Genomic DNA, 12,163 nt, shown 5'->3' with positions numbered 1-12,163 from the left:
AAATGAACACTATCGGCGAAGACAAGACGCTATCGGCCTATGAAGACAGCTGGCGGATGGGGCTTCTGCTCGTTCTCGCCCTGATCATCTTCCAGGCAGGGGTCCTCTACGGCATGGGCCATCCGCCGATCTGCACCTGCGGCTACGTGAAGCTCTGGCACGGTGTGGTGAACAGCTCCGAGAATTCCCAGCACATTTCCGACTGGTACACGCCTTCGCACATCATCCACGGCTTCCTGTTCTATGCGCTCGCAAGGGTCCTGTTTCCGCGTTCGCCGGTCGGGCTGCGGCTGGCGTTCGCCGTCCTCATCGAGGGCGGCTGGGAGCTCTTGGAAAACAGCCCCTTCATCATCGACCGCTATCGGGCCGGCACCATCTCGCTCAACTATTACGGCGACAGCATCATCAATTCCGTGGCGGATACGTTCGCCATGGTGCTGGGATTTGTGATGGCGCGAAAGCTTCCTATATGGGTGATCGTCAGCCTTGCCGTGATCTTCGAACTGGGCACCGGCTACATCATCCGGGACAATCTGACGCTCAACGTGATCATGCTGCTGCATCCGTTTGAGTCCATCCGGCAGTGGCAAAGTGGAATTTGAGTGATATGAGCACATTCTCCCCGCGCGAAATCGTTTCGGAACTCGACCGCTTCATCATCGGCCAGAAGGACGCCAAGCGCGCCGTGGCCATTGCCTTGCGCAACCGCTGGCGCCGCCAGCAGCTCGAAGGCCAGATGCGCGAAGAGGTGATGCCGAAGAACATCCTGATGATCGGCCCGACCGGCGTCGGCAAGACCGAGATCTCGCGCCGCCTGGCGCGTCTCGCCGGTGCGCCCTTCGTCAAGGTCGAGGCCACCAAGTTCACCGAGGTCGGCTATGTCGGCCGTGACGTCGAGCAGATCATCCGCGACCTGGTCGAGATCGCCATCGGCCTGGTGCGCGAAAAGATGCGCGAGGACGTCAAGGCGCGCGCCCACATCAATGCCGAGGAACGGGTGCTTGAGGCGCTCGTCGGCAAGACGGCAAGCCCGGCCACGCGCGACTCCTTCCGCAAGAAGCTGCGCGACGGCGAGCTCGACGACAAGGAGATCGAGGTCGAAGTGGCCGACACCGGCAGCGGCGGCATGCCCGGCTTCGAGATTCCCGGCATGCCGGGCGGCAATATCGGCGTGCTCAACATAAACGACATGCTGTCGAAGGCGATGGGCGGCCAGAGGACCAAGACACGCAAGACGACGGTGAAGGAATCGTACGCGCTGCTGATCGGCGACGAGTCAGACAAGCTGCTCGACCAGGACGAGGTGGTGCGCAGGGCGCTGGAATCGACCGAAAACGACGGCATCGTCTTCCTCGACGAGATCGACAAGATCGCGTCGCGCGAAGGCGGCATCGGCGCCGGCGTCTCCCGCGAAGGCGTGCAGCGCGACCTGCTGCCGCTGGTCGAGGGCACCACGGTGGCGACCAAATACGGACCGGTGAAGACCGACCACATCCTGTTTATCGCCTCGGGTGCGTTCCACGTCGCCAAGCCGTCGGACCTGCTGCCGGAACTGCAGGGCCGCCTGCCGATCCGGGTCGAACTGCGGGCGCTGGAGAAGGACGATTTCGTCCGCATCCTGACCGAGACCGAGGCCAGCCTGATCAAGCAGTACATCGCGCTGATGAAGACGGAAGGCGTCGAGCTCAGCTTCACCGATGACGCCATCGATTCGCTTGCCGGCATCGCCGTCGATCTCAACGCCAGCGTCGAGAACATCGGCGCCAGGCGCCTGCAGACGGTGATGGAGCGGGTGCTGGACGAGATTTCCTACGACGCGCCGGACCGCAACGGCACGTCGGTCACCATCGATGCCACCTATGTGCAAAAGCATGTCGGCGACCTTTCCAGGAACACGGATTTGTCCAGATTCATCCTGTAGAAGCGGCGCCGGGCAGTTCCCGGCGCAAGAACCAGGGTGTGGCCAAATGGAAGCATCTGGCCGCTTTCGTCCGGCGAGACGAGGCGGTTCTCTCGACTCTCCATTGAGCTTTACCTAGTTTGCCCGGCCACTCACAGGCGGCGGCGCATGAAAAAACGCATACTTCTCCTTCTCGGCTTGGCGCTGGCGGCAGCGGTGGTCGCCGCCGACGCGGCGACGCTGGTGCCGCCGGGAAACCGCAATGCCGAGCAGCCCGACATACCGGGCGCCTCGAGCCGCCGCACCCAGGCCACCAATACCACCTTCCAGGCCAAGTACCGCAAGGTCTACGCGCTGCTGCAGAACGACGCCGACCTTCGCGGCAAGATCAAGCAGCAGGCGGCGGCCTATGGCATCGATCCCATTCACATCGTCGGCGCCATCGTCGGCGAGCATACCTACAATGTCGATGCCTACGACCGGCTGCAGACCTACTACGTCAAGGCGATCTCCTATCTGTCGAGCAGGCTGTCCTTCGCCTATGAGGGCGAGGACATCACGGATTTCGTGCAGCGGCCGGAATTCAAGAAATGCGCTGGCCTGACCGACAGCTACGATCTGTGGGAGTGCCGCGAGCAGGTGTGGAACCATGCCTTCCGCGGCAAGAGTGTGGGCGGCGAGAGCTTTCCCAACGACCGTTTCGGCGCCACCTTCTTCCAGCCCTATTATGCCGGCCAGACCTTCGGCCTTGGCCAGCTCAATCCGCTGACCGCGCTGCAGATGAGCGATTTCGTCCACAAGGTGTCCGGCCTGCCCAAGCTCGACGTCGCCGATCCGAACGGGGTCTACAAGACCATCATGGATCCGGACCTGACGCTTCCTTACGTCGCGGCGACGATCAGCAAATCGATCGATGCCTACAAGAGCATCGCCGGCTTCGACATTTCGGGCAATCCCGGCCTCACGGCGACGCTCTACAATGTCGGCAATCCCGAGCAGCGCGCCGAAGCGCTGAAGGCCGAGAACGACAGGCGCCGAGCCGCCGGCGAGCCCGAAAAGCTGCCCGAGGAAAATTATTATGGCTGGCTGGTCAACGACAAATTGTCGGAGCTGAAGGCGCTCTTTTAGAGCTGAGGGGTAAGCCGCTCAGGCCTGGGATTCGAGGAACGCCTCGAATTTGCGCAATTCCTCGGCGTCCACCCCGACCATGTGCTGCGGTGCTGGATAGGCGCCGGACTGGATGTCGTCGGCATATTCACTGAATGCTGCAATGCGCTCGCTCTGGATACGGTCGAACTCCGCCGCCAGGTCGCGATAGCGTTTGGCATGGCGCGGATAGTGTCCGCGATGGGTGCCGAGCACATCTTCCGAGAACAGATACTGGGCATCGCAGCCGGCGCCGGCCCCCATCGAGATCATGATCAGCGGCGTGCGCCTGGAGATCGCGCTCGCCATTTCGGCCGGCACCACCTCGATCTCGGCGGCGAAGGCACCTGCCGCTTCCAGGTCCCTGACCTGCTTCCAGACGAAGGCAGCACTTTCGGCGGTCTTGCCGACCGCCTTGAAGCCACCCGTCCAGGTCGCATGCGCCGGGATCAGCCCGACATGGCCGCAGACCGGAATATGCTCGTCGCGCAGCCTCCGGATCGTCTGCAGGCTGGCCGAACAATACATGGCGTCAGCGCTTGCCGCGCGCAGCTTCACCGCCGTGCGCAGGATCTCGTCGGTGGTCGCGCCCATTTTGGACTGCTCGTCGCCGGGAATGGCAAAGCGGGTCGGTGCCGCATCGCGAAACCGCGGGTCAAAGATCAGGCCGTAGGGGACGGAGATGATATCGATGCCGGCGCGCTCCGCGGCCTCGGCCTCTTCCAGCGAGAAGACCCTGAGCTTGGAAAGCTGCCGCTTGCCCTTCAGCGATTGCAGGTCGGCGACCGTCGGTCTGGTGCGCGGCATTTTCTTCCCCCTAGGTCCTTGATTTCCGGACGGCGCGCCTCACGCCGCCAGCAGCGACTTCAGCTTGACCGTCTGTGAGCCGAGCGCCTCCGGCGCCGGCTTCGCCCGCTTGGCGATCAGCATTTCGGCCAGCCTGATGTCGCGGGCGACCGCATTGCCCGGCCCGATGCCGCTTGCGGCGACCAGACGGCCGTCCCCAGCCAGATGGAACAGGATGAAGGCGCCGTCTTCGAGGTCGCGGCGCACGACGCTGTGCCCCTCGTCCGACAGACCGGCGATCTGCAAGGTCAGGCCATATTGATCCGACCAGAACCATGGCACGGCGGCATGGGCCTCGCCGGCGCCCAGCATGTTCCTGGCCGCCAGCGCGCCCTGCTCCTGCGCGTTGCGCCAGGCTTCAAGCCGCACCCGCCTTCCGCCGTAGACGGCAAGCGGAAACGAGCAGCAATCGCCGGCGGCAAAGATGTCCGGATCGCAGGTGCGAAGTTCGGCGTCGACGGCAATGCCATTGTCGATCGCCAGTCCCGCTTCCGCAGCCAGTGCGGTCACCGGCACTGCGCCGATGCCGATGATAGCGAGGTCGGCAACGACCTCCAGCCCGCCGGCAAGCGTGATGCGCACCTCGGCGCCTTCATCGGCGATCGCCGAGATGCCCTGGCCGGCGAGGATCGTCACGCCTTCGGCCTCGTGCTGCTTGTGGATGATCTCGGCGATTTCGGCGGGCACGCCGCGCATCAGGATGCGCGGCTGCGCCTCGACGACGGTGACATCAGCGCCGAGTTTGCGCGCCGAGGCGGCGAGTTCGAGACCGATGAAGCCGCCGCCGACGATTGCCACGCGGTTTCCGGCCCTGAGATGGGCGTGGATGGCCTTTGCGTCATTGAAGGTCCTGAGATACACGCAGCGCGCACCGAGGCCCGGCATCGGCAGCTTGCGCGGCAGCGAGCCGGTCGCCAGCAGGAGCTTGTCGTACGGCAGCGCCGAGCCATCCGACAGGCGCACGACATGGGCGGCGCGGTCGATCGCCACGGCCTGAACCGAATGGATATGCCGGATCGACCGTTCGGCCAGGATTTCATCGCTGGCGATCGCCTTGATCGCGGGCGCCTCGCCGGTCATGGCTTCCTTCGACAGCGGCGGCCGCTCATAGGGCAGATGCGGCTCGTCGCCGACCAGCGTCACCGGACCTTCGAAGCCGAGATCGCGCAGCACGAGGGCTGCGCGTCCGCCGCATTCGCCGGCGCCGATGATGACCATTGCCTTTGTCATCACCGTCATCCGATCTGAATGAGGACTTTGCCGGCGTCGACCTTGACCGGATAGGTCCTGAGGTTGACGCAGACCGGCGCCCCTCTCGCCGCCCCGGTCTTGTAGTTGAAGCGGCCATTGTGCTTCGGGCATTCGATGATGTCGTCCATCACCAGCCCGTCGGCCAGATGCACCTTTTCATGCGAGCAAAGCCCGTCCGTCGCGAAATACTCGTCGTCGGGACTGCGGTAGATGGCGAAGGTGCGGCCGCCATGGTCGAACCGCATCACGTCTTCTTCGTCTATGTCCGCGGCCTCACAGGCCTCGACCCAGTCGCTCATTTGTTCCTCCGGAAAATTCGATTGCTCTGCGCCCGTCAGGCCAGTCATTCAGCCGCCGCGACGGCGTTGTCGTTGTGCAATTCCTCGCGATACGGCCTGGCGGTCGGCGGCAGTTCGCGCCTGAGGAAATAGTCTTCGTTGCGCAACTGGCGCAGGAAGGCCGGGATCACTTCGCGATAGCCGGCCAGGATCGACGGCGTCGGCGCCGGCAGATCGTGCTTGATCAGCTCGTGCAGCCGGGGCAACGCGTGATAGGGCACCATGGGGAACATGTGGTGCTCCACGTGGTAGTTCATGTTCCAGTAGATGAAGCGGCTGATGGGATTCATGTAGACGGTACGGCTGTTCAGCCGGTGATCGATGACATTGTCGGCCAGCCCGCCATGCTGCAGGATGCCGGTCAGCACATGGTGCCAGGCGCCGTAAAGGCGGGGCAGCCCGACCAGCATGAACGGCAGGAACGAGCCCATATAGAGCGCCAGAGCGATCGTCGCGGCATAGATCGCCAGCCAGATGCGGGCGAAGAAGATCGCCCTCGGCTGTTCCTGCTCGGGCACATAGGTCTTTTCCTCGGCGCTGATGATGCCGGCCGCGTGGCGGACCATGTCTTTCATGGCATGCCAGGCATCGAGGACGCCGACGAAGGCGAGAATGACGCGGATGAGGTCGGGCGGCCGCATGATGGCGATCTCGGGGTCGCGGCCGACGATGATGGTGTCGGTATGGTGGCGCGTATGGCTCCAGCGCCAGGTCACCGGGTTGCGCATGATCATGAAGCAGGCGATCTGATAGATCGCGTCGTTCATCCACTGCGTGCGGAAGGCGGTGCCATGGCCGCATTCGTGCCAGCGTGAATCGGTCGATGAACCGTAGAGCGTGCCGTAGACGAAGAAGAACGGCACGCACCACCAGGTCCCCCAGAACCAGGCGCCGCCGGCTCCGCTCAGGATGAGCACGCCGAGCCAGATGATGGTGTCGCGCATCGCCGGCCCGTCGGAGCGCTGCATCAGCTCCTTCATCTGCTTGCGTGGAACATCGGTGTGGTACCAATCAGCCGCCGCCAGCCCGTTCTCGACGGCCAGCTGCGTGTCCCGGCCCACCAGACTGTAGTCGCGCCGGGATGGCGTTGCAGACAGTGTTGCCGCCATTGGAAACCTCCACCAGCGCCTCGCGGTCCCTTCCCGGCGAATGCCAAGGGTATGATCGCAGGCGTCGGAATTCAAAATAGCGCCACTGGATGATAGGATCAATCTCACAAAGATAGTTTCTATCATTTCCCATCAAGATGTTGTAAAAGGATTCGACACATCTGAGGGCAGTCATGGCAAAACGGCCGACCATCACCGACCTGGCGCGCATCTCCGGCGTCAGCGTTGCCACCGTCGACCGGGTGCTGAACAACCGCCTGCCGGTGCGCGAGGAAACCGCGCGCCGTGTCTATGAGGCCGCGACCGGCATCGGCTATCACGCCGCCGGGCTGATCAAGCAGCGCATGCGCCAGGAACTGCCGGAATACCGCCTCGGCTTTCTGCTGCTGAGGGGCAATGATGTTTTCTACAGCGATTTCGCGCGGGAGCTCGAACTGGCGGTGTCGCAATCGCTGCGCTTCCGTGGCGTCGCAACCATCGACTTTGCCGGTTCGCTGGCCCCCGACGAGATCGCCGCCCAGATGCGCAAGCTGGCGGCGAAATCCAGAGCCGTCGCCGTCGTCGGCCCGGACCATCCGACGTTGACGGCGGCCGTCGAGGCGCTGAAGGCGAGGGGGCAACCGGTGTTCTCGCTGCTGTCCGACTTTGCCGCCGGCATCCGCGAGGGCTATGTCGGCCTCGACAACCGCAAGGTCGGTCGCAGCGCGGCCTGGATGATCGCCAAGGCGGCGAGGAAGCCTGGCAAGGTCGCCCTTTTCGTCGGCAGCCATCGCTTCCATGGCCATGAGCTGCGCGAGATCGGCTTCAGGTCATTCTTCCGCGAGCATGCGCCGGAATTCACGGTGATGGAGACGCTGGTCAACCTGGAAGCCAACCAGGTGACCCATGATGCGATGATCGATCTTCTGGCGCGATATCCCGATCTTGCCGGCTGCTACGTCGCCGGCGGCGGCATGGAAGGCGCGGTCTCGGCGCTCAGGGCAGCGAGGCCCGAAAACATGCCGGTGGTCGTCTGCAACGAGATCAATGCCGAATCGCGCGCGGCGCTAGCCGACAACATCCTCACCATGGTGATTTCCACGCCGCTGCCGGCGCTCTGCCGCGAGCTTGTCGGCCTGATGGCGCACGCCATCGAAACCGGCGCCGCCAATGCGCCGGGCCAGACCTTCCTGCCCTTCGACATTTACCTGCCGGAAAACATCTAGGCCATCGAGCCATTCGGAATGATGGGATCCATCACCCTGATAGAATATTGCAAGGCCTTGCCGCGAAAATCCGGCATCGGTTTTTGGAATCGCTCTTGACGGCCTCCCCCAAAATGGAATAAATATTTCACTGACTAGGCATTTTGGTCCTTTCGTTCCGGAACATCTGTTTCAAACAGAGGGCTTGGCGTTCCAATCGCTGGCAAAACGCCATCCGGAGCAGGGGAGCAGGCGGGAGAGATTCCTCGGGAGATCGGGGATTCCGGGCGAGATCGGTGCAGCCGGACACCAATGTGTGGAGGAGAAATACAATGAAGAAACTGATTTTGGGCGTCGCCTTTGCGGCGCTGATGAGTTCGTCGGCATTCGCGGCCAAGGTCGGCGTGTCGATGGCCAAGTTCGACGACAACTTCCTGACCGTGCTGCGTAACGGCATGATCGAGCAGGCCAAGGGTATGGACGGTGTCGAGCTGCAGGTCGAGGACGCGCAGAACGACGTCGCCAAGCAGCTTGACCAGATCAAGAACTTCGTCGCCTCTGGCGTCGACGCCATCATCGTCAACCCGGTCGACACCTCGGCCACCCAGGCGATGTCGGATGCGGCGGCCGCGGCCAAGGTCCCGCTGGTCTATGTCAACCGCGAGCCGGTCAACGTCGACACGCTGCCGGAGAACCAGGCCTTCGTCGCCTCGAACGAGGCCGATTCCGGCACGCTCGAGACCAAGGAAGTCTGCCGCCTGTTCACCGAAGCCGGCAAGAAGGAAGCCAATGTCTATGTCATCATGGGCGAGCTTTCCAATCAGGCCGCGGTGATGCGCACCAAGGACATTGACGACGTGATCGCCACGCCGGAATGCAGCTTCATCAAGATCATCGACAAGCAGACGTCGAACTGGAACCGCGATGAGGCCCAGAACCTGATGACCAACTGGCTGTCGACCGGCAAGCCGTTCGACGGTGTCATCGCCAACAACGACGAAAGCGCCATCGGTGCCATCCAGGCGATGAAGGCCGCCAACATCGACATGAAGACGGTCGTCGTCGGCGGCGTCGACGCCACCCAGGACGCGCTGGCTGCGATGCAGGCGGGCGACCTTGACGCGACCGTGTTCCAGGACGCGGCCGGCCAGGGTGCCGGTGCCCTCGACGCGGCGCTGAAGCTGGCCAAGGGCGAGAAAGTCGAACGGAAGGTCTATATCCCCTTCCAGCTCGTCACGCCGGCCAACATCGACAAGTTCCTGAAGAAGAACTGAGCCAGGCGCTTCGATAGGGGCGGCGCATCAAAATCAGAAGAACAGCGCCGCTCCTCACTTTCCTCCCGCCCCAGCGGGCGGGAGGATGAATGCGGCCGACGGAGGAAAAGACGTGGCACAGACATCTCATGGCATCGGTGGGCTCACCTATGATGCAAAAAAACGGACATGGCCTGCCGAATTCAACGTTTTCCTGGCGCTCGTCATCCTCGTCGGCGCTTTCGAACTGATCGGTCGGGTCTTTCTCGGCGACAGTTTCCTGTTCAACACCCGCGACAATGTCGATGCGATCTTCAACCAGCAGCGCCTCGAAATCATCATCCTGCAGGTGTCTATCGTCGGTATCATCGCCATCGGTGTGACGCAGGTGATCATCACCGGCGGCATCGACCTGTCCTCGGGCTCGGTCGTCGGCGCCACGGCGATGATTGCCATGAGCTTCGCCCAGGTGGCGACGGTCAATGGCAACCCGAACCCCAAGGCGATGTTCGTCGGCTGGACCGACCTGCCGGTGATCGTTCCGGTGCTGGTCGCCATTGGCTGCGGCCTGCTGGCCGGCCTGGTCAATGGTGCCTTGATCGCCTACACGCGCATCCCGCCCTTCATCGCCACGCTCGGCATGATGGTCACGGCGCGCGGCATCGCCAAATGGTGGTCGAAGGGACAGCCGATCTCGTTTCCGACCGAGAGTTTCGCTGGCATAGGCAAGGGCCTGATGCCGGTCGTGATCTTCATCTCGCTGGCGATACTGTTCCAGCTGATCCTGACCTATACCAAATACGGCAAGCACTGTTATGCGATCGGCTCCAATGAGGACGCCGCGCGCATGTCGGGCATCAAGATCGCCAACCACAAGATTCTCGTCTACGTCATCGCCAGCATCCTCGCCTCGCTCGCCGCCGTGGTGCTGTGCTCCAAGAACCTCACCGCCCAGTCCGGCATGGGCGTCATGTATGAACTCGACGCCATCGCCATGGCGGTCATCGGCGGCGTCTCGCTGTCGGGCGGCCGCGGCTCAATCATCGGCACGGTGATCGGCTCGCTGATCTTCGGTGTCATCATCTCCGGCTTCACCTTTCTGCGCCTCGACGCCTACTACCAGGAGATGGTCAAGGGTGTGATCATCGTCGGCGCGGTGGTTCTCGATCAATGGCGCCAACGTCGCCGCGCGATAGGAGCTTGACCATGTCGGACATCATTCTGAAGACCGAAAACCTGACCAAGCGCTATGGCGGCGTGCATGCGCTCGAAGGTGCCAACTTCGAGCTGCGCAAGGGCGAACATGTCGCCATCATGGGCGACAACGGCGCCGGCAAATCGACCTTCGTGCGCCAGATCACCGGCGTCGAGCAGCGCACCGACGGCAAGGTCTGGTTCGACGGCAAGGAAGTGAACTTCGCCGGCCCGATCGAAGCGCGCGAGGCGGGCATCGAAACGGTGTTCCAGAACCTGGCGCTGGCCGACGATCTCGACGTGCCGTCAAACCTGTTCCTCGGCCGCGAAAAGGTGCTGTTCAATCTCGGCCCGTTCTCGATCCTCGACCGCAAGTATATGCGCAAGGCGACAGAGGCGGCACTGGTCCGCACGGCGGTGAAGATCCCCAATTTGTCCAGCACCATCCGCCACATGTCGGGCGGTCAGCGGCAATGCGTGGCGATCGCCAGGACAGCGACCTTCGCCTCGAAACTGATCATCATGGACGAGCCGACGGCCGCCCTTGGCGTGCAGGAGACGGCGCAGGTCGAAAACATCATCCGCACGCTGAAGGCAAACGGCGAGCCGCTGATCCTGATCAGCCACAACATGCGCCAGGTGTTCGATCTCGTCGACCGCATCGTCGTCTTCCGGCGCGGCAAGATCGTCGCCAATCTGCGCAAGCAGGACACCGACGGCAACGACATCGTCGCCTACATCACCGGCAGCAAGACCGGGGAGGCGGAGCTTGCGGCAGCCTAGTATTGTTTGCGGCGGGCGGTAGCAACTGCGGCCCGCTGCTTCCGAAAATCATCCGCGCCCCGATGGGCGCGGAAATTCGTTCGAACCCATCCCCAAAGGAATTATCCATGCCTCTCCGCTTCGCTCTTCTCGGTGCCGGTCGTATCGGCAAAGTCCACGCCCGTGCCGTCGGCTCCAACCCCGAGGCAAAACTGGTTGCCGTGGCGGACGCCTTCGAGAAGGCGGCGACGGAACTGGCGTCGGCCTACGGCGCCGAGGTGCGCAGCATCGAGGCCATCGAAAAGGCCAAGGACATCGACGCCGTCATCATCTGCACGCCGACCGACACCCATGCCGACCTGATCGAGCGCTTTGCCAAGGCCGGCAAGGCGATCTTCTGCGAGAAGCCGATCGACCTCAATGTGAAACGTGTCGAAAAGTGCCTGGCCGTGGTCGACAAGGCCAAGGCCACGCTGATGGTCGGCTTCAACCGCCGCTTCGACCCGCATTTCGCCGCCGTGCGCAAGGCGATCGACGACGGCGCCATCGGCACGGTCGAGATGGTGACCATCACGTCTCGCGATCCCGGCGCGCCGCCGCTCGACTATATCGCCCGCTCGGGCGGTATCTTCCGGGACATGACCATCCACGATTTCGACATGGCCCGCTTCCTGCTCGGCGAGGAGCCGGTGGCCGTCAGCGCGCATGCCTCGGTGCTGGTCGACAAGAAGATCGGCGAGGCCGGCGATTTCGACAGCGTCAGCGTCATCCTCGAAACCGCCTCCGGCAAGCAGGCCGTCATCTCCAATTCGCGCCGCGCCACCTATGGCTACGACCAGCGCATCGAGGTGCATGGCTCGAAAGGCATGGTCGCGGCCGAGAACCAGCGCCCGGTGTCGATCGAACTGGCCAATGAGAAGGGCTACACCCGCCCGCCGCTGCACGATTTCTTCATGACCCGCTACCTCGACGCCTACGCCAATGAGATCGCGGCCTTCATCGCCGCGGCGACGAAGGGCAAGAAGGCGGCACCAAGCGGAGCGGATGGCCTTGTGGCACTGAAGCTGGCAGATGCGGCGCTGAAATCGGCGAAGTCGGGCAAGACCGTCCGCCTCGACTAAGGTGTGTTGATATTCAGGTGAGGCCACCTGACCTACATCTGACCACCTTGGGCTATTTG

General features: G+C 63.1%; 12 protein-coding genes. 8 read left to right on the top strand and 4 right to left on the bottom strand.

Going from position 1 to position 12,163, the window contains the following annotated elements; genetic code table 11:
- Positions 1-2: 2 nt before the first annotated feature.
- The 3 genes from DH08_RS05840 to DH08_RS05830 all read left to right on the top strand — a co-directional run bounded on the left by DH08_RS05840 (position 3) and on the right by DH08_RS05830 (position 3,028).
- Complete coding sequence (locus tag DH08_RS05840) at positions 3-602, top strand: DUF2585 domain-containing protein (RefSeq protein WP_192178323.1); 600 nt, start codon at positions 3-5, stop codon at positions 600-602.
- Between the two features lie 5 nt (positions 603-607).
- The gene (gene hslU / locus DH08_RS05835) at positions 608-1,921 is read left to right on the top strand and encodes an ATP-dependent protease ATPase subunit HslU (protein ID WP_192178322.1); all 1,314 of its coding nucleotides are present in this window, start codon (positions 608-610) and stop codon (positions 1,919-1,921) included.
- 147 nt (positions 1,922-2,068) lie between these two features.
- Entirely contained in the window at positions 2,069-3,028 is a 960-nt protein-coding gene (locus tag DH08_RS05830; protein WP_192178321.1) for a DUF1402 family protein, read from the top strand.
- An 18-nt stretch (positions 3,029-3,046) separates the two neighbouring features.
- On the opposite strand, the gene DH08_RS05825 is transcribed toward DH08_RS05830, so the two are convergent.
- From DH08_RS05825 to DH08_RS05810, 4 genes are read right to left on the bottom strand one after another with little or no spacing between them, the layout of a single operon-like run.
- A complete protein-coding gene (locus tag DH08_RS05825) occupies positions 3,047-3,853 on the bottom strand; it encodes a 3-methyl-2-oxobutanoate hydroxymethyltransferase (RefSeq protein WP_192178320.1) in 807 nt (268 codons plus the stop codon).
- Positions 3,854-3,892: 39 nt separating this feature from the next.
- A complete protein-coding gene (locus DH08_RS05820) occupies positions 3,893-5,131 on the bottom strand; it encodes an NAD(P)/FAD-dependent oxidoreductase (protein ID WP_192178319.1) in 1,239 nt (412 codons plus the stop codon).
- Positions 5,128-5,442, bottom strand: coding sequence for a Rieske (2Fe-2S) protein (locus DH08_RS05815; RefSeq protein WP_006201301.1), 315 nt, complete (start codon positions 5,440-5,442; stop codon positions 5,128-5,130). The genes DH08_RS05820 and DH08_RS05815 overlap by 4 nt, the downstream gene beginning before the upstream one ends.
- A 44-nt stretch (positions 5,443-5,486) precedes the next feature.
- The gene (locus tag DH08_RS05810) at positions 5,487-6,590 is read right to left on the bottom strand and encodes a fatty acid desaturase family protein (protein WP_192178318.1); all 1,104 of its coding nucleotides are present in this window, start codon (positions 6,588-6,590) and stop codon (positions 5,487-5,489) included.
- 173 nt (positions 6,591-6,763) lie between these two features.
- Between DH08_RS05810 and DH08_RS05805 the strand changes: the two genes are divergently transcribed.
- From DH08_RS05805 to iolG, 5 genes are all read left to right on the top strand, one after another.
- The gene (locus DH08_RS05805; RefSeq protein ID WP_192178317.1) at positions 6,764-7,795 is read left to right on the top strand and encodes a LacI family DNA-binding transcriptional regulator; all 1,032 of its coding nucleotides are present in this window, start codon (positions 6,764-6,766) and stop codon (positions 7,793-7,795) included.
- Positions 7,796-8,106: 311 nt separating this feature from the next.
- Positions 8,107-9,048 carry a sugar ABC transporter substrate-binding protein gene (locus tag DH08_RS05800; RefSeq protein ID WP_192178316.1) on the top strand — a complete coding sequence of 314 codons (942 nt, stop codon included), beginning with the start codon at positions 8,107-8,109 and terminating at the stop codon, positions 9,046-9,048.
- A 112-nt stretch (positions 9,049-9,160) separates the two neighbouring features.
- The gene (locus DH08_RS05795) at positions 9,161-10,231 is read left to right on the top strand and encodes an ABC transporter permease subunit (protein WP_192178315.1); all 1,071 of its coding nucleotides are present in this window, start codon (positions 9,161-9,163) and stop codon (positions 10,229-10,231) included.
- Positions 10,232-10,233: 2 nt separating this feature from the next.
- Complete coding sequence (locus tag DH08_RS05790) at positions 10,234-11,004, top strand: ATP-binding cassette domain-containing protein (protein WP_192178314.1); 771 nt, start codon at positions 10,234-10,236, stop codon at positions 11,002-11,004.
- A 107-nt stretch (positions 11,005-11,111) separates the two neighbouring features.
- The gene (gene iolG / locus DH08_RS05785; protein WP_192178313.1) at positions 11,112-12,104 is read left to right on the top strand and encodes an inositol 2-dehydrogenase; all 993 of its coding nucleotides are present in this window, start codon (positions 11,112-11,114) and stop codon (positions 12,102-12,104) included.
- Positions 12,105-12,163: the final 59 nt, after the last annotated feature.

It is taken from the genome of Mesorhizobium amorphae (assembly GCF_014843845.1).
GTDB classification, from domain to species: Bacteria; Pseudomonadota; Alphaproteobacteria; order Rhizobiales; family Rhizobiaceae; genus Mesorhizobium; species Mesorhizobium amorphae_A.
Note: the sequence above shows the minus strand (reverse complement) of the source record. Positions and strands in the feature narration are given on the sequence as shown.